Here is a 23,153-nt window from a genome sequence, read left to right on the forward strand (position 1 = left end):
TCGTCGTCCCGGGCGAGCCGGGCAGCCCGGCTCGCCGCCCCCGTCCGATCGGGCGACCATGGAGGTGAGGGGGCGGCCGGGCAAGGCACCGGGAGGCATCCGTGGCACACGCCCATACCACCGACGTACTGATCGCGGGCGCGGGCCCGGTCGGGCTGAGCGCCGCGGCCGGACTGCGCCGCCGCGGGGTGGCGTGCCGCCTGATCGACCGCCTGCCGGCCCGTCTCCCCTATGCCAAGGCGGTCGGTGTCCAGCCGCGCACGCTGGAGCTCTGGGACCGGATGGGCCTGGCCCGCACCGTGCTGGAGGCTGCCGTCCCGATGCGCGGCCAGCTCATCCACGTCAACGGCCGCCAGGTGGCCAGAATGGACCTCGAGCTGCCGCCCGAGGTGCCGTACGGTTTCGCCGCTCTCCCCCAGTACGAGACCGAGCGCATCCTCGAGGAGTACGTGGCGGGCCTGGGCACGGCCGTCGAGCGCGGCACCGAACTTCTCGGGTTCACCCAGGACGCGGACGGTGTCACGGCGCGGCTGCGCACCGCCTCCGGGGCCACCGAGGAGGTCCGGGCCGGCCATCTCATCGGCTGCGACGGCGCGCACAGCGCCGTGCGCAAGGGGCTGGGGCTCGGCTTCGAGGGCGGGGCCTTCGCCGAGGAGTACATGCTGGCCGACGTCGAGACCGACTGGGACCTGCCCTACGGCTACGGCTTGCGCTCCAGCCACACCGCCGACGACGGTTCCACCGACGATCTGCTGGTCTGCATCCCGCTTCCGGGCACCGGCCGCTACCGGATGTCGATGCTCGTCCCGCCCGGACTCTCCACCCGTCCGGAGAACCCGGCTCCGGGCACCGCCGAGGTGGCGCACGGGCTGGAGGGCGGCCGCACCCCGCAGCTCAGCGACATCCAGGCCGTCGTCGACCGTCTGGCCCCCGGTCCGGCGACCCTGTCCACGATGCGCTGGTCCTCCGTCTTCCGCATCAGCCACCGCATCGTGGACCGCTACGGCGAGGGCCGGGTCTTCGTCGCCGGCGACGCCGCACACATCCACCCGCCGACCGGCGCCCAGGGCATGAACACCGGCATCCAGGACGCCTGCAACCTGGCCTGGAAGCTGGCCCTCGTCGTCCGGGGCGAGGCCGGACCCGCCCTGCTCACCACGTACGACGCCGAGCGCCGCCCGGTCGGTGAGGAGGTCGTCGGCCGCACCGTCCGGCACGCCACCCAGGGCATGGAGAACGACGCCGACGACCCGCAGACGCTGATGCTCCGCGAGGCGCAACTGCTCGTCGGATACCGGGACGGCCCCCTGGCCGGCGCCCCGTACGGCCCGTCCGACGCGCCGCAGCCCGGCGACCGGGCCCCGGACTGCGGCGGCCTGACCGTCCCGGTCGCCGCCTACCCGCTGCGCCTGCTCGACGTCCTGCGCGAACACCCGGGCCACGTACTGGTTCTGTACACGGAGGGGAGTACCGGCGCCGGCGCGGCGGACGCGGCCGGGATGCACACGGTCACCGTCCTCGGACGCGACGCCCCGGCGGACAGCCCTGGGTACCGCGACGCGGCAGGCGAGTTCGCAAGGCTCTACCGGCCGGACGGCCCCACCGGTTTCGTCATACGCCCGGACGGACAACTCGGCGCCCGCTTCCCGCTCTCCGCCACCTCCCGGGCCGTACCGGACTACCTCGACGCCCTGTTCGCGGCGACCGACCAGTGCCCGTCGGACCGCAACTGATTGCCGGAACCAGGAAGTCACCGGGGGCCGGGGCTGCCGGTCCCGCTTCTTGATGCCCGGCGTGCCGCGGCGCAAGCTGGCGGTGCGGGCGGACGGCTGTCGCGAGGCGAGGCGAGGGGGACCGGATGAGGCATGTACCTGTGTTCCGGTGGGTGCTGGCGGTCGGACTGGTGCTGATCGGCTGTTCGCTGGGTGCGTACCTCGCCGCGCCGGGCTACCCCGAGCTGCGGCGGGTGGACCTCACGGTGCTGGACGAGTCGGCGGACGGGGCGTGCACGGTGCGGTGGTCCGATCCGTTCGGGGAGGGCGAGCGTGAGGGGGCTTACCGCTGTGATGCCGAACGCGATCCGATCCTCAAGGCGCCGTACTACGAGGAGGGTTCCGGGCTCGGCCGGGACACCGGCTTCGTGCGGGCCGAAGGTGCTGACCGGGGTGAGCTGTACGAGCTCGGCCAGTACGACGGGGAGGCGGACGGGCTGCTCCGGCTTTCCGACGCCCTCGTCGTGGCCGGGCTGCTCCTGACGATCGTCGGTCTCGTAGGCGGGAACATCAGGGCCATGGCGCGGACGAGCGGGGTGAGCCCGCAGGTGGTGCTGCGGGCGCGGCGGCTCAGCGAGGTCGCCGGGGCGGTGGCCGTCGATCACGAACGGGCGGTGGAGGCCGTACGGGCGGCCTGGGCGCCCTTGCACAGGGAGTTGGTGGACGAACGGCTGGCCCGGCTCCCGGTGGCACGGCTGCGCTGGGCGGTCAGGGGGCGGCCGGGCGCCGACGAGTGGGAGCGGGGCGGCATCCGGAGCGTGCGGGACGTGCTCGACGCCGGGGTGTGGGAGCTGGGCCGGCTGCCGGGGGTCGGGCCCCGGACGGCCGGCCGGGCGATGGCCGCCGCGCGGCGGATCTCCGACCGGGCCGAGACCACCGCAGCCGTACCGGTCGACCCCGGCCGGCCCGAGCCCCGCACCACGGCCCTGCTGGTGGCCCTTCAGGTGCTGGTGGAGGGCGGCGCGGCGGCCCGGCGCACGGCGGATGCGGGACGGGTCCTGGCCGGGCGGCTGGAGCCGCTGCTGGCCGACGCCGAGCCGTGCCGCGGATACCGGGAGATGCTGCGTGCCGGACCGGACCGGCGCCGACTCGCCCGGGCGTCCGTGGCGCTGCTGCGTCAGGAGCTGACCGCAGCCGCGCGGGACGGCCTCGCGGAACGGTTCGCGCAGACGTCGGTGGATCTCCTGCGGGGCCAGAACAGCGACGCCGCCGGGCTGGCCGCGCGGGTCGGCTTCGAGGCCCGCCCCGCTGAGTACCGCCGGGTGCTCGTGGACGTCACGGGCCATGGCATCGTGACGGCCAGGTGACCTGACCGCGCCCGGCCGGGCCTCGTTGACGTCCCCTCAGAAAAAGACCCCGCAGCGCAGCAGCACATTCGCGTACGGCCGCGCCTCTCCCGTGCGCACCACCAGGCGGGCGTCCGCCGTGAGCGCCTTGAGGGCGTCATGGGATACGTGGGTGAGCCCCGGGAGGCGCTCGGTCAGGAGGCGTGACGCCTCCGGATTGGCTTCGCGGATCTCCCGCGCCGCAGTCGCGCCCTCCACCACCAGTTCGTCGAGCAGCCCGTCGACTACCTGCGCGAACGACGGGATTCCCGCCAGGAAGGCGAGGTCGACGACACGGGGGCCCGGAGGGATGGGCATGCCGACGTCGCAGATGAGCACGCCGTCGCCGTGGCCCAACTCGGCCAGGGCGCCGGCGAGGTGGCGGTTGAGGATGCCTGACTTCTTCACAGTGCGCCGATCTCTTCCGCTGTGGGGAACGACGCCTGCGCGCCCTGCCTGGTGACCGCGGCCGCGCCGACCCTGACGGCGAGGGCGGTGGCCGCGGGGAGCTCCTCGCCCAGGCCGAGCCGCCAGGCCAGGGCCGCGGTGAACGCGTCGCCCGCGCCCGTCGTGTCGACCGCGTCGACCTCGGGGCTCGGGACCCGTACACAGTCGCCGGTACGGGTGTCGGCCGCCAGCGCACCGCCGGCGCCCAGGGTGATCACCACCGAGCGCGGGCCGAGTGCGGTGAGCGCCCGCGCCCAGGACTCGGGAGTGGCACCCGCGTCCCGGCCCAGGATCGAGCGCGCCTCGTGCTCGTTGACCACCAGGGGGTCGCAGGCCGCCAGCACTTCGGCGGGCAGCGGGGCGGGCGGGGACGGGTTGAGGACGAGGCGGGTTCCGGCGGGCAGGACGCGGGCCGTCTCGGCGACCGTCTCCAGGGGGATCTCCAGCTGGACGGAGACCACCCGGGCGGCGGCGAGGAGGGGGGCCGCCGCCCGGATGTCCTGGGGGGTGAGCCGTGCGTTGGCGCCCGGCGAGACGACGATGCTGTTGTCGCCCGTCGGGTCGACCGTGATCAGGGCGACCCCGGTGGGCGCTCCGCCGACGAGGACTCCGCCGGTGTCGACGCCCGCCGACCGCTGCGATTCGAGCAGCAGCCTGCCGTGGGCGTCGTCACCGACCCGGGCCAGCAGCGCCGTGCGGGCGCCGAGGCGGGCGGCGGCCACCGCCTGGTTGGCGCCCTTGCCGCCCGGGTGGACGGCGAGGTCGGAGCCGAGCACCGTCTCCCCCGGCGCCGGGCGCCGTTCGACGCCGACGACCAGGTCGGCGTTGGCCGAGCCGACGACCAGGAGGTCGTACCGGGCGGGACCGGAGTCCTCGTTCTCGTACATCTGCTGCTACTGCCTTCCTTCCGTGGAGTACGTGGCCGGGGTGTGCCGCCCGGTCAGGAGAAGTCGGCCACGTTCTGCCGGGTGACGACCTTGACCGGCACCTTGACCGTGCCGGCGACCTTCTTGTCGTCGGCCGCCCGGACCGCGTTCTGCACGGCGATCTTCCCGAGCTCCTTGGGCTGCTGGGCGACGGACGCGTACAGGGTGCCCGCACCGACCGCCTTCAGGCCGTCCGGTGTGCCGTCGAAGCCGATCACGGAGACCGACTTCCCGGCCTTGGCACCGAGCGCCTTGACCGCGCCGAGCGCCATCTCGTCGTTCTCGGCGAAGACGCCGGTGATGCCGGGGTGGCCCTGGAGGAGGTTGGTCATGACGTCCAGGCCCTTGGTGCGGTCGAAGTCGGCGGGCTGGGTGGCCACGACCTTGATGCCCGGGTACGCCTTGATGCCGGCGGCGAAGCCCGCCCCGCGCTCACGGCTGGCGGAGGTGCCCGCGGTGCCCTGCAGGACGACGATGCTCCCCTTGCCGCCGAGCTTGTCGGCGAGGGCCTTGGCGGCGAGCTTGCCGCCGGCCACGTTGTCGGAGGCGACGAGCGTCGCCGTCTGCGCCTTGTTGACGCCCCGGTCGGCGGCGACCACGGGGATGTCGGCGTCGTTGGCGCTGCGTACGGCCGGTCCGACCGCGTCGGAGTCCACCGGGTTGACGATGATCGAGTCCACCCCGGAACTGGTGAAGTTCTGGAGCTGGTTGGCCTGCTGCGAGGCGTCGTTCTGCGCGTCGGTGACGGTGAGGTCGATCCCGGCGGCCTTGGCCTCCGCCTGCGCCCCCGCCTTCATCTGGACGAAGAAGGGGTTGTTGAGTGTGGACAGGGACATCCCGACCCGGGTGTTGCCGCCGGAGGAACCGGAGTTGTTGAAGAACGTGACGGCGGCGATGACAGCCGCGACGCAGACCAGTGCGAGACCGGCCTTCATCGCACCCCTGCGTCCCGATCCCGGTGATCCGGGCCCGGCCGCTGAGGAGCCGGCCGAGGACGGGGCTCCCGAACCGGCCTTGCGGCGCAGCGTGTCGAGCAGCACCGCGAGGGCGATGACGACACCGATGACGACCTGCTGCCAGAAGGCGGACACGGACATCAGGTTGAGGCCGTTGCGCAGCACCGCCAGGATCAGCGCACCGATCAGGGTGCCGGACGCCTTGCCGACGCCGCCCGCGAGGCTGGCGCCGCCGATGACGACCGCTGCGATCGCGTCGAGCTCGTACCCCTGCGCGGCCTGCGGCTGGGCGGAGGTCAGCCGGGAGGCTAGGACGATGCCCGCGACGGCGGCGAAGAGGCCGGACAGCGCGTAGATGGCCAGCTTCTGCTTCTTGACCCGCAGCCCGGAGAGCCGGGCCGCCTCCTCGTTGCCGCCGATCGCGTACATCGAGCGGCCGAGGTAGGTGCGGGCCAGGACGAGGGCGGTGATCAGCCCCATGGCGATCATGACGAGGACCGGTACGGGCAGCCAGCCGCCGAGCGTGTCACCGAGTGTGGAGACGGAGTCGGGGAACGCGATCGGGCTGCCCTGGGAGATCACCAGGGACAGGCCTCGCGCGATCGACAGCATGGCCAGCGTCGCGATGAACGAGGGCAGCTTCCCGTACGCGACGAGGGCGCCGTTGACGAAGCCGCAGGCGATGCCGGTGGCGACGGCGAGGAGGACCGCGAGTACGACGGGCATCCCCGCCGACGTCGCCGACCAGGCGAGGACCGTCGCGGAGAGCGCGGCGACCGAGCCGACGGAGAGGTCGATGCCGGCGGAGACGATGACGAAGGTGACGCCGAACGCGAGGATCGCGGTGACCGCGGCCTGTACACCGACGTTCAGCAGGTTCTGGGTGGTGAGGAAGTCGCCGGAGAGCAGCGACATCGCCAGCAGCAGGACGACCAGGGCGGTGAGGGCTCCGTTGTCGAGCAGCAGTCGGCGCAGGCTCGGCCCGGCGGCTCCCGCCCCCGTCTTGCCCGGGTGGGTGTCAGTGGCCACGGGGGCCCTCCTCGTCGTTCTCGGTGGGTTCGGTTGCGGGGGCGGAGCCGACGGCGAGGGCCATCACGGCGTCCTGGGTGGCGCGCTCGGCAGGGAGTTCACCGGCGATCCGGCCCTGGGCCATGACCAGCACCCGGTCGCTCATGCCGAGGACCTCCGGCAGGTCGCTGGAGATCATCAGGACGGCGTGGCCGGAGGCGGTCAGCTCGTTGATGAGCTGGTAGATCTCGACCTTGGCGCCGACGTCGATGCCCCGGGTCGGTTCGTCGAGGATCAGCACGCGGGTGTCCGCGAGCAGCCACTTCCCGATGACGACCTTCTGCTGGTTGCCGCCGGAGAGGGTACGGACGTGCTGGCCGAGGCCCGCCATCCGTACGCCGAGCTGTTCCGCGATCCGGGCTGCGGCCGTGCGCTGGCCCTTGAGGTCGACGAGCCCCGACCGGCTCGCCGCCCGCAGGGTGACGAGGCCGAGGTTCTCCTGCACGGAGGCGTCGAGCACCAGGCCCTGGCCCTTCCGGTCCTCGGGGACGAGGCCGATCCCGGCGTTCATCGCGGCGGTGACGTCGTGCCTGCCGAGCCGCTCGCCCCGTACGTCGACCGTGCCGGCGTCGTACGGGTCGGCGCCGAAGACGGCGCGGGCGACCTCGGTGCGGCCGGCCCCGACGAGTCCGGCGAGGCCGACGACCTCACCGGCGCGCACCTCGAAGGTGATGTCGTGGAAGACGCCTTCGCGGCTGAGCCCGCGCACGGACAGCAACGGTTCTCCGGCGTCGGCACGTTCACGCGGGTACTGCTGGTCGATGCTGCGGCCCACCATCAGCTGGACGAGTTCCGCCTCGGGGGTCGAGGCGGGCACCTGGTCGATGCTGCGGCCGTCACGCAGGACGGTGACGCGGTCGCCGAGGGCGGCGATCTCGTCCAGGTGGTGGGTGATGAAGACGATCCCGACGCCGTCCTCGCGCAGCCTGCGCACGATCCGGAAGAGCTTGTCGACCTCTTCGGAGGTGAGGACCGCGGTCGGCTCGTCCATGATCAGGACGCGCGCCTCCAGGCTGAGGGCCTTGGCGATCTCGACCATCTGCAGCCGGGCGATGCCCAGTTCGCGGATCTTCGCCCGAGGCGAGACGTGCAGGCCGACGCGGTTCAGCAGGACCTCGGCATCGGCTTCCATCCGGCGCCGGTCGATCAGTCCGTAACGGCGCGGCTGGCGGCCGAGGAAGATGTTCTCGGCCACCGTGAGATCGGGGACCAGGTTGAACTCCTGGTAGATCGTGGCGATCTTGAGCTTCTCGGCGTCCTGTGCTCCGTGGATGCGGACTTCCTGACCCCGGGCGAAGATCCGGCCGCTGTCCGGGCGGTAGGCACCGGAGAGCATCTTGATCAGGGTGCTCTTGCCGGCGCCGTTCTCGCCGAGCAGGACGTGCACCTCGCCGCTGCGCAGGTCGAAGTCGACGCTGTCCAGGGCGACCACCCCGGGGAAGGTCTTGCGCACGCCTTCGATGCGCAGCAACTCGACTGACTCGCTCACGCGTTGCTCCTCGGCTCGGTGGCGGACGGGTCCGGTTCGTTCGTGTGCTCACCGCAGGAGCCGCGTACGACGAGCCGGGCGGGCAGGGTGACGGACTGCGGGGGCCGGCCCTCGACGATGTCGACGAGTGCGCGTACGGCCGCGCGGCCGAGTTCGCCGGTGGGCTGGGCGATCGCGGTGATCGGCGGTGCGGTGTGGACGAACCAGGGGATGTCGTCGAAGGCGGCGAGCCCGATGTCCTCGGGGACGCGCAGCCCGTGGGCGCGGATGGCGTCCAGGGCGCCGAGCGCCATGAGGTTGTCCGCCGCGAACACGATCTCGGGCGGTTCTGGGAGAGCGAGGAAGTGCTCGGTGGCGCGCCGTCCGCTGGCCGCCTGGAAGTCGCCCTGGCCGATGTAGGCGTCCGGCAGCGCGAGTCCGTGCGCACTCATCGCCGCCCGGAAGGCCTCGACACGCTCGTCACCGGTGGTGGTGGCCGCGGGCCCGGCGATGATGGCGAGCCTGCGGTGACCGAGTGCGTACAGGTGGGCGACCAGGTCCTGGATGGCCCGGTGGCCGTCGGCGCGCACGACGGGGACGTCCACGCCCGGCATCCAGCGGTCCACGAACACCATCGGGGTGCCGGCGCGCGCGACGTCGTGCAGCAGCGGCGAGTCGCCGTCGGCCGGCGAGACGAGGAGCCCGTCGATCCTGCGGTCCAGGAGGGTGCGGACGTGGTCGTCCTGCTGCTCGGGCCGCTCGTCGGCGTTGCCGATGATCACGCTGTAGCCGAGGGCGCGGGCCTCCTCCTCGACGGAGCGGGCCAGGGCGGTGAAGTACGGGTTGAGCACGTCGCTGATGACGAGACCGAGCGTTCGGGTCTGATCGGTGCGCAGCGAGCGGGCCAGCGTGTTGGGCCGGTAGCCGAGGGCTTCGACGGCGGCGAGGACGCGTCTGCGCGCGTCCGGGCTGACGGAGGGATGGCTGTTGAGGACGCGGGAGACCGTGGCGACAGAGACTCCTGCCTGGGCCGCGACATCCTTGATGCTCGCCATTTCCGGGACCACCTCCTTGTGGTTTCCGTGCGCCTCGAAACCAGCGGCCAGGGCCGTGGAATCGATTACATGGAAGATTGGAATCGATTACATGGCCGAAAACAACCCCCTACCTGCCCTCCGAGACCGGATCGTGACGCGAGGGGGCGGATTGCCCGGGAGATCTCGTCCGCAGGTCACCGGCGGAGGTCACCGAGTGCCCGGGCACCCCCGCAAGCCAAGCCCGGCAGCCGGACCGCCGGCAGTCCCGGCCCGGCCTGCCGGCGGTCCGGTAGATTCGGCTGACAGCTCATCGGTAGAGGGAGCGGCCGGGGGCCGCCGCGTGTGAACTGGAGGCACGGGGGTGCGGAGCGGACAGGGGCAGGGCCACCGCAGGGAAGCACTGCTGGAATCCTGGCGCGCCATCGAGCTGTTCGGTCCGCCGGGCATCCCGGCACTGCCCCGACGGCGCCCCGTCTCGGGGTCCGGTCCGGGAGACGAGTACATCGTCGATCTGACGCCGCAGCCCGGACGCATATCGCCGCGGTTGCCGTGGGATGCCGATCATCCGGAGACGGGCGCGCGCCGGGCGCCGTACGGCCGCGTGTGGCGTCACGAGATCTACTGCGGGGTCTTCGATCTCGAGCTGCTCCGTCAGGCGATGATCGCGGTACTGCCCGCGGGGACCGATCCGGATCCTGGTGTGCCGCAGTCCGAGCTGACGGTGCCGGGCCAGAGCGCGATGTTCGCCCTGATCCTGGACGATGCGGGACGACCGGTCGAGGACACGTCCGTGATCTCCGCCTGCGCCTGGGCGACCGGCCGCCTCTTCGATCCGGGGCCCTCCGCGCCCGGCTGGCTGGACGGCTTCGAGGAGCTCGACGACGCGTTCGGCGCGGCGATCGACGAACTGACGGCCACCGCGATCCCGTACGGGTTCGCCGCCCCGCCCCCCGACTCGGGGTCCGGGCAGGGGCCCGGATCCGGGCGCCGGCCGGGAAGCTCGGCCGGGGGCGACCGCGTGAGCTGGCAGCGACTGCTCGGCGAGATCCTGGGCGGGGCCGCCGTCGGAGCGGTCGAGGCACTGTTCGGCGAGGTCGTCGGCGCCGCCCTCCAGGGCGCGGCCGAACCGCTGGTGAGCCGCGCCGCCGACTGGGCAACGGCACGCCGGGCCGTCGCAGACCAGCCGGGGTCCGGGGATCCGGCGAGCGGCAGCAGCGATCCCGCACCTGCGCGGGCGGGCTCCGCGGACACGTCGCAGGCACCCGAAGCCGGCCCCGGTCCCCGCCCGCTCGGGTTCGCCGACCTCGTCGCCCTGACCGCGCAGATCGCCGACCTGTGCGGGGTGCGGGACCATCTGCGACCCCAGGTGGTCCGGGTGCGGAGCAGGCTGGTCCACCGGCCCAAGGATCCACGGGCGAAGGCCACCGCCGCGGCGCCCTTCCTGAACAGCCTGCTCCCCCCTGATCTCGCCCGGGTGGCCGGGGCGGTAGGCAAGGGGATCGGCCCCGCTCTGGACGCGTATCTGACCGAGCACGACGCCCTCGCCGCGGGGGCGCGGACGGATGTGCGTCAGGAGCGCGGAACCGTCCTGGCCGGGGTTGACCCGGCGCTGGTTCCGTCGGGGCGGTGGCCCGCACCGGCACGATTCCCACTGGCACTGAGCCAGCAGTTCGCGGTCGACCGGATGCTGGCCGACCGCGCGGGCACCGGGGGCGGGATGTTCTCCGTGAACGGCCCGCCGGGCACGGGCAAGACGACGATGCTGCGCGACCTGGTCGCCGCGCTGGTGGTCGAGCGGGCGGCGGTGCTGGCGACGTTCGACCGGCCCGGACAGGCCTTCCCCGGTCCGGCGTGGCGGGGCAGGGACCGGCAGGGCAGTCATCCTCGGTTCGTGTCGCGGCTCGACCCCCGGCTGACCGGCTTCGAGATCGTGGTCGCCTCCTCCAACAACGGCGCGGTCGAGAACGTCACCGCCGAACTGCCGGGCATCGGCGCGCTCGGCGAGCGCTGGCACGACGCCACGGACCACTTCCCGGACCTCGCTTCCGCTCTCCTCGGCGGCCCCGCATGGGGGCTGGTCGCGGCGGTGCTCGGAAACAAGACCAACCGCAAGGAGTTCTGCGACCGGTTCTGGTGGGGCCGGCTGCCCGAGAAGGAGACCGCCGCCCGGTCCGCGGCCGAACAGCCGCCACTGCGCGGTATGCGGGCTGTTCTGAGCGACTGGATCCCGCCGAGGGTTCCGCCCGGCAGCCGGCGCCCCGCCCCCGCAGGCCCGGACGCGGCGGCCGGGCCCGCCGAACCGGTGCCGTCGTGGACCGCCGCCGTCACCGCGTTCCGCACCGCCCGGGCCGAGGTCGAGCGGCTGCGTGCCGAGCGCGCCCGGCTCGCCTCGGCGCTGACAGCCGTCGAGTCCCCGTCGGCCGGGCGGCGGATCGGCGGCCTGGAGGCTGCGGTGTCCCGCGCGGACCAGACGATCAACGCCGCGACGGCCGCCGTCGAGCAGGCCGTCGTCGCTGCCGACGGGGCCCGGCGCGCCACCTCGGCCACCGAGTCCCGGCACCGGGCGGCCACCGAGGACGTGGCACGAGCCCGGCAGGAGTTGGCCACTGCCCGTGCGGATCTGTCGGCCGCTCGTGAACTGGCCGCTCACCACCGCGATTACGTCACCGCGCTCACTGTCCGCCAGGACGCACCGCCCGCAGTCGAGGGGGGTCTGCGAGGCGGGCTGCGGCGGCTGCTTCAGAGCTCCGCGGACCGGCAGGCCGCTCAGCGGCAGCAGGAGCGCACCCAGGCCGAGATCGCGGAATTGCTCGTCGTCCAAAGCGCCGCCCTGGATGACTCCATGGCGCAGGTGGCCGCGGCCGTCCGCGCCGAGTCCCTGGCCGCGGGCAGGACCTCCCAGTACGCCACCGCCGTCGACGAGACGGCCGCCGCCGTCACCGCCGCCCGCGCGCACGAACGGACCGCGCATGCCCGGCAGACCGCGGCGGACACCGCCATGAGCCGGGCCCGTCAGGCCGCCAGCACAGCCCGCCGCGACCTGCGTGCCGCCAGGACCGAGCTGGACGGGCGCCACGCCGGGCTGCGGGACGCGGCCCGGACGCTGCCCTCACTGCCGCTCGGCTGGCTGCTCCTCGACGAAGACGTCCAGGAGCTCGGCTCCCCCTGGTCCGACGAGAAGTGGTCCACCGCACGCAGCGACCTGTTCCTGCGCGCCCTCGACCTGCACCGCGCCTTCGTGGCCGGAGCCGCGAAGAAGGTCCGCGGCAACCTCCAGGTCCTCGTGGAGCTGATGGCGGGAACGAATGGGCCGCTGCCCGACGAAGAGGTCGAGCACGCCTGGCAGACCCTCTTCCTCCTGGTGCCCGTGGTGTCCACCACGTTCTCCTCCGTCGGCAGCATGTTCGCCCGCCTCGGCCGGGAGTCGATCGGCTGGCTGCTCGTGGACGAGGCCGGGCAGGCCACCCCGCAGGCCGCCGTGGGCGCGCTGTGGCGGGCCCGCCGTGCCGTCCTGGTCGGCGATCCCCTCCAGCTGGAGCCGGTCGTCACGATGCCCACGGCTCTGCAGCGCAGGCTGCTGCGCGCCTACGGCGTCGACGAGCGGTGGCTGCCATCGGCCACCTCGGCCCAGGCCGTGGCCGACCGGACCAACCGCTTCGGCACCTACCTGCCGGCCCCGGAGGGGGACGACGAGCACGTCTGGGTGGGTTCGCCGCTGCGCGTCCACCGCCGCTGCGAGGAACCGATGTTCACCGTCAGCAACGAGGTCGCCTACGACGGCCTCATGGTCTACGGCACGGCGCGACAGGACTTCCCCGACGGGGAACGGAACGGGCTGCTGCCCAGCCGCTGGCTCAACACCGATGCCCCCTCCCGCCCGGCCGGAGCCCCGTGGGGCGAACGCGACCGCCGTGCGTTCGAGTTCGTCCTCGACACCCTGGACCGGCACGGCGTCGGCGTCGAACGCATACGCGTCATCGCCCCTTTCCGGGCGCTCGTCGCCGAGTGCAAGAAGGTCTGCCGCAGCCGCGCAGGATGGACTGCCGAACACCTGGACGAACGCTGTGCCACCGTCCACCGGGCACAGGGCAAGGAAGCCGACGTCGTGGTCCTGGTGCTCGGGGGTGGCCGTCGCGGAGCCCGGGAGTGGGCGGCCCGCACCCCGCATCTGCTCAACGTCGCCGCGAGCCGCGCCAAACGCCGCCTCTACGTCATCGGTGAGCGCAGCCTGTGGGCCCCGCTTCCCCATTTCGACGTCCTCGCAGGTGAACTCGATGTATTCGACCACCGCCGTGACCGCACCACCTGGTCGCTCGACGGCGAATAAGCGGCCCGGAGGAGTGCGGCGGCACCGCGATCCGGCGACATCAGGAGACCTCGACAGAACGGCCGCCGCGCCTAGGGGACAGACAAAAGAGCCGGTCAGAGCGATATTGCTTCGCTCTGACCGGCTCTTCTGGGTCGATCGACCTCTGGTGTCCGAGGGGGGACTTGAACCCCCACGCCCGATAAAGGGCACTAGCACCTCAAGCTAGCGCGTCTGCCATTCCGCCACCCGGACCGGGTGTGTCTGCCGCGGTTCCCCGTGGCGACAAAGAAAACAATACCAGGGGTTCGGGGTCCACCTCACCTGCATATTGGGTGGTCAGCGGGGTGCGAGCGGATCGGGCGGGTGTTCCGGGCGGCGCACGCCCACACCTGCGCACGATCCGTCGTCGGACGCGTACGCACGGTGTGTCCGGAGGGTCGGCGGCGACGTCCACGAGGGCGCGGGCGGAGCGGGTTACGTTCGCCGACATGAGTGATCGCGGCTATCGGCCACCCCGCGCGCTGTCACCGCTGCGTGAGCATCTGCGTGAGACGTTCTGGTTCGCTCCGACCCTGACGCTGGTCTGCGCCATCGCGCTCTGGTTCGCCGCCTCGGCGGTCGACGAGCAGCTCATCTCCTACCTCAAGGACGAGCAGGCGTACGACGAGGTCAAGGACCTGGTCTCGGTCGCGGAGGACACGAAGCAGATCGTCGTCACGGTCAGCTCGGCGATGATGACCTTCATCGGTGTGGTCTTCAGCATCTCGCTGGTGGCCGTGCAGATGGCGAGCGGACAGCTCACACCCCGGGTGGTGCGGATCTTCGTACGGAGCCGGATCAGCAAGCTCACGCTGTCGGTGTTCCTGGCGACGTTCGTCTTCTCGCTGCTGGTGCTGAGCTCGTACGAGAGCGAGACGGATCCGCGCCGGATCACGTCCGTGCCGTTCGTCCAGAGTGTGCTGACCGCCGCGCTCGTCGGGCTCAGCCTGCTGCTCTTCATCGCCTACGTGAGCTCCACGCTGCGTCTGATGCAGGTGGGCCCGGTCGTCGACCGCATCACCCGGGATTCGTTCCGGGTACTGGCGCGGATGCCGGGCGGCCGGCCCCAGGAAGGACCGCTCGCCGCCGAGAGCGGGCAGCTCGTGCACGAGGGGCGGGCCGGGGTCCTGCGGGACGTCAACGTGGCACGGCTGGTGCGGGCCGCGCGGCACCAAGGCGTCGTCCTGCGGCTGATCCCCCGGCTCGGGGACTTCGTCGTGCCGGGGACGCCGGTACTGGCGGTGCACGGCGGGGCCTCGCCGCCCCGGAGCGCGCTGCGGTACACGGTGTCCGTCGGGGTCGAGCGCACCCTGCACCAGGACCTCGCGTTCGGGCTGCGCCAGTTGTCGGACATCGCGCTGCGGGCCCTGTCCCCGGCGGTGAACGATCCGACCACCGCCGTGCAGTGCCTGGACCGGATCGTGCAGTTCCTCGCGGCCGTCGTGGACCTGCCCCTCGGCGCCGTCCACCACCGGGACCGCAAGGGGGTCGTGCGGCTGGTGCAGGACGTACCGGAGTGGGCGGACCTGGTGGATCTCGGCTTCGAGGAGGTCCGGCGGTGCGCGGCGAACAGTCCGCAGGTCACCCGGCGGCTGCTGGCCGGGCTGGACGATCTCCTGCTGCTGGCCCCGCCCGGCCGGCAGCAGCCCCTGGTCCGGCACCGTGCGCTGCTGATCCAGGCGGTGGAGCGCACGGTGCCCGACCCGGCCGAGCGGGAGTTCGCGCTGCTCCCCGACCGGCAGGGCATCGGGTGAGCCCCGGACGGCCCCGGCTGTCCCGGCCCGGCTTCACCCCGGTCCTCGGCGGCGCCCGACAGAAGCGGTGCGGAAAATGTCGGGCGGCCGGTGACGGCCTCACCGCACGATGGGCGCATGGATGACACGACCTTGGTATCCCGCTTCCTCCGCGACGGCTTCGTGAAGCTGGAGGGCGCCGTCGCACCACGCGTGGCCGCGGACTGCGCGCACCTGCTGTGGCGCGAGACGGGCTGCGATCCAGAGGATCCGGCGACGTGGACGCAACCGGTGCACTGGGTGCCCGGCATGGCGCAGGGGCCCTTCGCGGCCGCCCCCAACTCCCCTCTTCTGCAGCACGCCTACGACCTTCTCGTCGGCGCGGGACGCTGGGAGCCGCGCTACTCGCTGGGCACGTTCCCCTTGCGCTTCCCGCACGAGGAGGAACCGGAGGACTCGGGCTGGCACATCGAGGGGAGCTACCTGCCGGAGGGTGAGAGCTGGTACTTCACCAATCTGCGCTCCCGGGGCCGGGCGCTGCTGATGCTGTTCCTGTTCAGCGAGGTCGGTGAACAGGACGCCCCCACCCGGATCCGGGCCGGCTCGCACCTCGACGTGCCTAAGGTGCTTGAGAAGTACGGGGAGGAGGGAGCGAGCGGGCTGGTCCTCGCGCCCGATCTGGTCGCGGCATCCGCCCACCGGCCGCTCGCCCTCGCGACCGGGTCCCCGGGCGATGTCTTCCTCTGCCATCCCTTCCTGGTGCACTCGGCGCAACCGCACCACGGGGCGCGGCCGCGCTTCATGGCCCAGCCGCCGCTGATGCCGGCCGCGCCGTACGAACTACAGCGGGCCGACGGCGCCTACTCTCCCGTGGAGCTCGCGATCCGCCGGGGCCTGGGACAGGACACGCCCGGTCCGGAAGGGGCCGGGCACTGACTGCGGCACCGGGCGGAGCGGGGCACTGCTACGGCATCAAGTGGTGGTCCGGGAAGTTGCCCGGCAGGCGCTCGTCCGGCGGGCCGTCCGTCACGGCGCGGACCAGGAGTCCGCCCCCGACGAAGGCGCCGCGCCAGGAGGCGCCGAATCCGCCGAAGAGCTCCTCGCGGTCGCCCCTGGAGCGTGGGGCGCCGTGCCCGACCTTGAACGCGCGGATCTGGGGCTCGAGCCGCGCGTACGTCTGCGGGTCGTCGGTCGAAAGGGTGGCGACCAGGGCCCCGTTGGAGGCGTTCATGGCGGCGAGGAGTTCCGCCTCCGTGTCGACCAGGACGATCGTGTCGACCGGGCCGAAGGGCTCCGCGTGGTGCAGCGGCGAGGACGGCGGCGGGTTGAGGAGGGTGACCGGGTGGAAGTACGCCGAGGTGTCCTGGCCCGGGAGGAAGTGGCCGCCCCCCGGGGTCGCGCCGGCCCGGTGCAGCGGGACCGCGCCCCGGTCGATCGCCTCGGCCACCTGATCGGCCAGCTCCTTGGCCTTGGCCGCGTTGATCAGGGGCCCGAAGTCCATGGCGGGCAGCGGGTCGCCCGGGTCCGCCACTGCGAGGGGATGGCCCACGCGCAGCTTGCGGACCGCCGGGAGGTAGGCGAGGAGGAACGCGTCGAACGCGCTGCGCTGCACGACGAAGCGGGGGTAGGCGGTGCAGCGCTGCTTCCCGTAGTCGAAGAGCTTCGGGATCACGGCCGTGAGGGCGTCCCAGTCCGTGTGGTTCCAGATGCCCCAGGTGTTGAGGCCCTCCTGTTCGAGGATGTGCCGTTTACCCAGGTCCGTCACCGCTGTGGCGATGCGGGCCCCGGTGTCGCGGCCGCCGACGAAGGAGACGCAGCCGATCTCCGGTGAGCGGACCAGGGCCTCGGAGAGTTCGCCGCCACTGCCGCTGACGAGGGTGAGCGGGACGCCCTCGCGGGCGGCCAGCGCACACGCCAGTGTCAGGCATGCGACACCGCCGTCGGTGGGGGCCTTCGCGATCACCGCGTTCCCGGCGAGCGCCTGCACGAGCATCGCGTGGACCAGTACGGACATCGGGTAGTTCCAGCTGGCGATGTTGGAGACGGGGCCCGGGAGCGGGGTGCGGTCGGTGAGCATCCCCTCGATGTTGTCCACGTACCACCGCACCCCGTCGATCGCCCGGTCGACGTCCGCCTGGGCGAGGCGCCAGGGTTTGCCGATCTCCCAGACCAGGAGGAGGGCGAGCAGCTCGCGGTGTTCGGTCAGGGCGTCGAGGGTGGCCGTGACGCGGGCGCTGCGTTCGGGGAGCGGGACGTGGCGCCAGGCGCGGTGCTGGTCGAGGGCAGCGCGGACCGCGTGCGCGGCGGTTGGGGCGTCGAGCCGGGGCGGTCCGGCGATGGGGGTGCCGTCCACGGGGGTGGTGGCGGGGAGCACCCGGCCGTCGCGTTGCCAGCCGGCCGACCAGAGGTTCAGGACGCGGTCGTCCTGGAAGGCCTCGGGGGCGGTGGTCAGGCAGCGGTTCCAGGCGTCCTGCCAGGCGGTGCCGGGTTTGAGGGCGAGGGGGATGGGGGTGGGAGTCGGGGTGGGTGTGGTGTTGGGGGCCATGGGTTCTCCGCTCTCGGTGCACAGTCGGGGCGGGGTGTGGTGCGGTCGGGGTGCGGTGGCGGTGGCGGTGGCGATAGGGACGGGTTGCGGTGGGTGGGGCGCCTGCGGCGGGCCTTGCCCCCTACCCGCCCCTTCCCGTAACCGCGGCTCCGCCCCGGACCCCGCTCCTCAAACGCCGGAGGGGCTGGATGCACACGGGGCGGTGTACCTCGGCAGCCGAAGGAAATGAGCAGGGGGCACTCGGGCCCGACAGAACTCGCAAGGATCACGAAAGCGTGGCGTCCCCGGAAGAGCACGCAGGCTTCACGAGAGCGAGCGCGGCCCGAAGTACGCGCTGGCTTCACGGAAGCAGGCGCGGCCGACCAGTAGGCGCGGGGGCTCTCAGGTGCCGTGTGTTCCTGGCCTCAGTCGGGCTCTCGCCAGGTTCGCTGTCTCCGTGGGGGTCGACCCGACGGAGACTCCCGCCTCTTCCAGCCTACGCTTCTTCGCTTCGGCCGTTCCTGCCGAGCCCGAGACGATCGCGCCCGCGTGGCCCATCGTCCTGCCCTCGGGAGCGGTGAAGCCCGCGATGTAGCCGATCACCGGCTTGGTGATGTGCTGGGCGATGTGGGCGGCGGCGCGCTCCTCCGCGTCCCCGCCTATCTCGCCGATGAGGACGATCAGTTCGGTGTCGGGGTCCTGTTCGAAGGCGGTCAGGCAGTCGATGTGAGTGGTGCCGATGACGGGATCGCCACCGATGCCGACCGCCGACGAGAAGCCGGACTCGCGGAGCTCGTGCATCAGCTGGTAGGTGAGCGTGCCCGACTTGGAGACCAGGCCGATGCGGCCGGGGACGGGGGCGATGTCCGGCGGGATGATGCCCGCGTTGGAGTGGCCGGGGCTTATCAGGCCTGGGCAGTTGGGGCCGATGATGCGGGTGGGGCGGGTCCTGGCGTGGGCATGGAAGGCGACCGCGTCGTGGACGGGGATGCCCTCGGTGATGACGACGGCGAGTCCGATTCCGGCGTCCACCGCCTCGATGACGGCGGCCTTGGCGAAGGGCGGCGGGACGAAGACGACCGTGACGTCCGCGCCCGTCTCCTCCATGCCCTCCTTGACCGAGCCGAAGACCGGCACGGACGTGCCGTCGAAGTCCACGGTCCGGCCCGCCTTGCGGGGGTTCACCCCGCCGACGATCCGGGTGCCGGCGGCGAGCATCCGGCGGGTGTGCTTCATGCCCTCGGCGCCCGTCATGCCCTGGACGAGGACCCTGCTCTCCTTGGTGAGGAAGATGGCCATGTCCGCACTCCTTACGCTGCGTTGGCGAGTTGGGCGGCGCGGCGCGCGGCGCCGTCCATGGTGGTGGCCCGGTGGACCAGGGGATGCGCGCGGGCGTCGAGGATCGCGCGGCCGCGTGCGGCGTTGTTGCCGTCGAGGCGGACGACGAGCGGTTTGGTCAGCCGTACCGACTCAAGCGCTTGGACGATGCCGTCGGCCACCACGTCGCAGGCCGTGATCCCGCCGAACACGTTGACCAGGACCGACCTCACGTCGGGGTCGGAGAGGATGACGGACAGCCCGTCGGCCATCACGCCGGACGAGGCGCCACCGCCGATGTCGAGGAAGTTGGCGGGGCGGGCTCCGCAGCCGGCCACCACGTCGAGGGTGGACATGACGAGGCCCGCGCCGTTGCCGATGATGCCGACCTCGCCGTCGAGCTTGACGTAGTTGAGGCCCCGGGCGGCGGCCTCGGTCTCCAGCGGGTCGCCGTGCGGGTCGTCAGCCTCCGTGCCCCAACGGGGCTGGCGGAAGCGGGCGTTGTCGTCCAGGGTGATCTTGCCGTCCAGGGCGAGGATTCTGCCGTCGATGGTGCGTACAAGCGGGTTCACCTCGACCAGGAGGGCGTCCTCACGGGTGAGGACCTGCCAGAGCCGGTGGAGTACCGGGGCCGCTTCCGGCGGCAGCCCGGCCGCCTCGGCGATCCGCCGCGCCACCGCCTCGGTGACTCCCTCCCTCGGATCGACGGGGATCCGGGCCACCGCCTCCGGGCGGCTCGCGGCCACTTCCTCGATCTCCACGCCGCCCTCGGCCGAGGCCATGGCGAGGAAGGTGCCGGCCGCCCGGTCGAGTACGTAGCCGGCGTAGAACTCCGCCTCGATGTCCACCGGTTCGGCCAGCATCACCGTACGGACGCGGTGGCCCTTGATGTCCATACCGAGGATCCGACCCGCCGTGAGGGCGGCCGCCGCCGCGTCCGCCGCGAGTTTCACCCCGCCCGCCTTGCCGCGCCCACCGGTCTTGACCTGCGCCTTCACGACGACGCGGCCACCGAGCCGACGGGCCGCCCATTCCGCCGCGTCCGCGTCGTCGACCACCTCAGCCCTGGGTACCGCTATGCCGTGTTCCGCGAAGAGTTGCCGTGCCTGGTGCTCGTACAGATCCATAGTCACTCCCGATCGTGCCGATTGCGAAAGTGCCGCACGCCCCCTGGACACCACCCACCGGATGCGGGATAACAAGGTTCATACAGTATTCGCCGACTGTATGCAATGTACTGCGGAGTCGCTGCGCCGAGCGCTTGAGCGGCTCCCGCGCCCCCTACGAAGGGACAGGGATCTTCATGCCCGAGGACAGCCAGGACCTCATTTCCGGTGGGCACTTGGTCGCCAAGGCGTTGAAGGCCGAGGGGGTGGAACGCATCTACACCCTCTGCGGCGGTCACATCATCGATATCTACGACGGCTGCGTCGATGAGGGCATCGAGGTCGTCGACGTGCGCCATGAGCAGGTCGCCGCCCACGCCGCCGACGGGTACGCGCGGATCACCGGCAAGCCCGGCTGCGCCGTCGTCACCGCCGGGCCGGGGACCACGGACGCGGTGACCGGGGTCGCCAACGCCTTCCGTGCCGAGTCACCCATGCTGCTCATCGGCGGTCAGGGGGCGCACAGCCAGCACAAGATGGGGTCCCTCCAGGACCTGCCGCACGTCGAGATGATGTCCCCGATCTCCAAGTTCGCCGCCACCGTGCCGGACACCGCACGCGCCGCGGACATGGTGTCGATGGCCTTCCGCGAGTGCTACCACGGGGCGCCCGGCCCGTCCTTCCTGGAGATCCCGCGCGATGTACTGGACGCCAAGGTGCCGGTCGACCGGGCCCGGGTCCCGCAGGCCGGCCAGTACCGGGCCTCGACCCGTACGGCCGGCGACCCCGCGGCCGTCGAGCGGCTCGCCGACCTGCTGGTGCACGCGGAGAAGCCGGCGATCCTGCTGGGCAGTCAGGTGTGGACGACCAGGGCGACGGACAGCGCGGTCGAACTCGTACGGACCCTGAACGTCCCGGCATACATGAACGGGGCGGGGCGCGGCACCCTGCCGCCCAGCGATGCGCACCACTTCCAGCTGTCGCGGCGCTACGCGTTCTCCAACGCCGATCTCATCATCATCGTGGGGACCCCGTTCGACTTCCGCATGGGCTACGGGAAGCGCCTCTCCCCCGACGCCACCGTCGTCCAGATCGACCTGGACTACCGCACGGTGGGCAAGAACCGGGACATCGACCTCGGCATCGTCGGGGACGCCGGGATGGTGTTGAAGGCCGTCACCGAGGCCGCGAGCGGGCGGCTCAACGGGGGTGCGGTCAGGCGCAAGGCCTGGCTGGAGGAGCTGCGCACCGCCGAACAGACCGCGATCGAGAAGCGGCTGCCGAGCCTGCGCTCGGACGCGGCGCCGATCCACCCGTACCGGCTGGTCAGCGAGATCAACGACTTCCTCACCGAGGACTCCATCTACATCGGGGACGGCGGCGACATCGTCACGTTCTCCGGTCAGGTGGTGCAGCCGAAGTCGCCCGGCCACTGGATGGACCCGGGTCCGCTCGGCACGCTCGGGGTCGGGGTGCCGTTCGTGCTGGCCGCCAAGCAGGCCAGGCCGGACAAGGAGGTCGTGGCGCTGTTCGGCGACGGCGCGTTCTCCCTGACCGGCTGGGACTTCGAGACACTGGTGCGCTACAACCTCCCGTTCGTCGGCATCGTCGGCAACAACTCCTCGATGAACCAGATCCGTTACGGCCAGAAGGCCAAGTACGGCGACGCGCGCGAGCGGGTCGGCAACACCCTGGGCGACGTGCACTACGACAAGTTCGCCCAGATGCTCGGGGGTTACGGCGAGGAGGTCCGCGACCCCGCCGACATCGCGCCCGCACTGCGGCGGGCCCGTGAGTCCGGTCTGCCGTCCCTGATCAACGTATGGGTCGATCCGGACGCGTACGCCCCCGGAACCATGAACCAGACCATGTACAAGTAGCAGAGGAGCCGTTGGCATGACCAAAGCTCTTGAGGGCGTGCGCGTCCTCGACATGACACACGTGCAGTCCGGTCCCTCCGCCACCCAGCTGCTCGGCTGGCTCGGTGCGGACGTGGTGAAGCTGGAAGCGCCGAGCGGTGACATCACCCGCAAACAGCTGCGCGACCTCCCCGACGTCGACTCCCTCTACTTCACGATGCTCAACTGCAACAAGCGGAGCATCACGCTCAACACCAAGAGCGAGCGGGGCAAGGAGATCCTCACCGAACTCATCCGCCGCAGCGATGTGATGGTGGAGAACTTCGGCCCCGGGGCCGTGGACCGCATGGGGTTCACCTGGGAACGCATCCAGGAGATCAACCCCCGGATCGTCTACGCCTCCATCAAGGGTTTCGGCGAGGGCCCCTACACCAACTTCAAGGCGTACGAGGTGGTCGCCCAGGCCATGGGCGGCTCGATGTCCACCACCGGCTTCGAGGACGGACCGCCGCTGGCGACCGGGGCGCAGATCGGTGACTCCGGCACCGGGATCCACGCCGTCGCCGGCATCCTGGCCGCGCTCTTCCAGCGCGAGAGCACCGGGCGGGGGCAGCGCGTCAACGTCGCCATGCAGCACGCCGTGCTCAACCTGTGCCGGGTGAAGCTGCGCGACCAACAGCGCCTGTCGCACGGGCCGTTGACCGAGTACCCGAACGAGGACTTCGGCGACGAGGTGCCCCGCAGCGGCAACGCCAGCGGCGGCGGGCAGCCCGGCTGGGCGGTGCGGTGCGCGCCCGGCGGCCCCAACGACTACGTGTACGTGATCGTGCAGCCCGTCGGCTGGAGCCCGCTCGCCTCGCTCATCGGCCGTCCGGAGCTGGTGGACGACCCCGAGTGGGCGACGCCGGAGTCCCGGCTGCCGAAGCTCGGCAAGATGTTCCAGCTCATCGAGGAGTGGTCCTCCGCCCTCCCCAAGTGGGACGTCCTGGAGCAGCTGAACGCGCACAACATCCCGTGCGGACCGATCCTCTCCACCAAGGAGATCGTGGAGGACGAGTCGCTGGCCGCCAACGAGATGATCGTTCGGGTCGAGCACCCCGAGCGCGGGACGTTCACCACCGTCGGGAGCCCGCTGAAGCTGTCCGACTCCCCCGTCGATGTGGTGACTTCACCGCTGCTCGGTCAGCACAACGAAGAGGTGTACGCCGGTGAGCTGGGCCTCGCTGACGAGGAACTGCGGCTGCTGAAGACGAGCGGAGTCATCTGA

At 72.1% G+C, this 23,153-nt stretch carries 15 protein-coding genes and 1 tRNA gene; 7 read left to right on the plus strand and 9 right to left on the minus strand.

Features of this window, described 5'->3' with window-relative positions; genetic code table 11:
• Positions 1–101: 101 nt before the first annotated feature.
• Positions 102–1,733: an FAD-dependent monooxygenase gene (locus ACGFU6_RS04065; RefSeq protein WP_393607944.1), complete on the plus strand. Its 1,632-nt coding sequence runs from the start codon at positions 102–104 to the stop codon at positions 1,731–1,733.
• Positions 1,734–1,858: 125 nt separating this feature from the next.
• On the plus strand, positions 1,859–3,079 hold the full coding sequence (locus ACGFU6_RS04070; protein WP_393607945.1) for a hypothetical protein: 1,221 nt from the start codon (positions 1,859–1,861) through the stop codon (positions 3,077–3,079).
• 36 nt (positions 3,080–3,115) lie between these two features.
• Here ACGFU6_RS04070 and rbsD read toward each other — a convergent pair whose 3' ends face one another.
• From rbsD to ACGFU6_RS04095, 5 genes are read right to left on the minus strand one after another with little or no spacing between them, the layout of a single operon-like run.
• Positions 3,116–3,505: a D-ribose pyranase gene (rbsD, locus tag ACGFU6_RS04075; protein WP_393607946.1), complete on the minus strand. Its 390-nt coding sequence runs from the start codon at positions 3,503–3,505 to the stop codon at positions 3,116–3,118.
• Positions 3,502–4,431, minus strand: a complete 930-nt coding sequence (locus ACGFU6_RS04080; RefSeq protein ID WP_393607947.1) for a ribokinase — start codon at positions 4,429–4,431, stop codon at positions 3,502–3,504. Before ACGFU6_RS04080 ends, rbsD begins: the two co-directional genes overlap by 4 nt.
• A 53-nt stretch (positions 4,432–4,484) precedes the next feature.
• Complete coding sequence (locus tag ACGFU6_RS04085) at positions 4,485–6,455, minus strand: substrate-binding domain-containing protein (protein ID WP_393607948.1); 1,971 nt, start codon at positions 6,453–6,455, stop codon at positions 4,485–4,487.
• Positions 6,445–7,983, minus strand: a complete 1,539-nt coding sequence (locus ACGFU6_RS04090) for a sugar ABC transporter ATP-binding protein (protein WP_393607949.1) — start codon at positions 7,981–7,983, stop codon at positions 6,445–6,447. Before ACGFU6_RS04090 ends, ACGFU6_RS04085 begins: the two co-directional genes overlap by 11 nt.
• Complete coding sequence (locus ACGFU6_RS04095) at positions 7,980–9,017, minus strand: LacI family DNA-binding transcriptional regulator (protein ID WP_393607950.1); 1,038 nt, start codon at positions 9,015–9,017, stop codon at positions 7,980–7,982. Before ACGFU6_RS04095 ends, ACGFU6_RS04090 begins: the two co-directional genes overlap by 4 nt.
• Before the next feature lie 343 nt (positions 9,018–9,360).
• Between ACGFU6_RS04095 and ACGFU6_RS04100 the strand changes: the two genes are divergently transcribed.
• Positions 9,361–13,326: an AAA domain-containing protein gene (locus tag ACGFU6_RS04100; RefSeq protein ID WP_393607951.1), complete on the plus strand. Its 3,966-nt coding sequence runs from the start codon at positions 9,361–9,363 to the stop codon at positions 13,324–13,326.
• Positions 13,327–13,472: 146 nt separating this feature from the next.
• Here ACGFU6_RS04100 and ACGFU6_RS04105 read toward each other — a convergent pair.
• Positions 13,473–13,560: transfer RNA gene (locus ACGFU6_RS04105), tRNA-Leu, on the minus strand.
• Between the two features lie 236 nt (positions 13,561–13,796).
• On the opposite strand from ACGFU6_RS04105, the gene ACGFU6_RS04110 reads away from it, so the two are divergent.
• Both ACGFU6_RS04110 and ACGFU6_RS04115 read left to right on the plus strand, forming a co-directional pair.
• Positions 13,797–15,101 (plus strand): DUF2254 domain-containing protein, encoded by a 1,305-nt coding sequence (locus tag ACGFU6_RS04110; RefSeq protein WP_393607952.1) that lies wholly within the window; start codon positions 13,797–13,799, stop codon positions 15,099–15,101.
• Between the two features lie 117 nt (positions 15,102–15,218).
• Positions 15,219–16,016 carry a phytanoyl-CoA dioxygenase family protein gene (locus tag ACGFU6_RS04115; protein WP_393607953.1) on the plus strand — a complete coding sequence of 266 codons (798 nt, stop codon included), beginning with the start codon at positions 15,219–15,221 and terminating at the stop codon, positions 16,014–16,016.
• Between the two features lie 28 nt (positions 16,017–16,044).
• On the opposite strand, the gene ACGFU6_RS04120 is transcribed toward ACGFU6_RS04115, so the two are convergent.
• The 3 genes from ACGFU6_RS04120 to sucC all read right to left on the minus strand — a co-directional run bounded on the left by ACGFU6_RS04120 (position 16,045) and on the right by sucC (position 20,048).
• The gene (locus ACGFU6_RS04120; protein WP_393607954.1) at positions 16,045–17,625 is read right to left on the minus strand and encodes an aldehyde dehydrogenase family protein; all 1,581 of its coding nucleotides are present in this window, start codon (positions 17,623–17,625) and stop codon (positions 16,045–16,047) included.
• A gap of 381 nt (positions 17,626–18,006) precedes the next feature.
• Positions 18,007–18,903 (minus strand): succinate--CoA ligase subunit alpha, encoded by an 897-nt coding sequence (sucD, locus tag ACGFU6_RS04125; protein ID WP_393607955.1) that lies wholly within the window; start codon positions 18,901–18,903, stop codon positions 18,007–18,009.
• An 11-nt stretch (positions 18,904–18,914) separates the two neighbouring features.
• The gene (gene sucC / locus ACGFU6_RS04130) at positions 18,915–20,048 is read right to left on the minus strand and encodes an ADP-forming succinate--CoA ligase subunit beta (protein ID WP_393607956.1); all 1,134 of its coding nucleotides are present in this window, start codon (positions 20,046–20,048) and stop codon (positions 18,915–18,917) included.
• 176 nt (positions 20,049–20,224) lie between these two features.
• On the opposite strand from sucC, the gene ACGFU6_RS04135 reads away from it, so the two are divergent.
• Positions 20,225–21,907: a thiamine pyrophosphate-binding protein gene (locus tag ACGFU6_RS04135; RefSeq protein ID WP_393607957.1), complete on the plus strand. Its 1,683-nt coding sequence runs from the start codon at positions 20,225–20,227 to the stop codon at positions 21,905–21,907.
• A gap of 16 nt (positions 21,908–21,923) precedes the next feature.
• Complete coding sequence (frc, locus tag ACGFU6_RS04140) at positions 21,924–23,153, plus strand: formyl-CoA transferase (protein ID WP_393607958.1); 1,230 nt, start codon at positions 21,924–21,926, stop codon at positions 23,151–23,153.

Source organism: Streptomyces sp. NPDC048462 (genome assembly GCF_043200175.1).
Classification (GTDB): domain Bacteria; phylum Actinomycetota; class Actinomycetes; order Streptomycetales; family Streptomycetaceae; genus Streptomyces.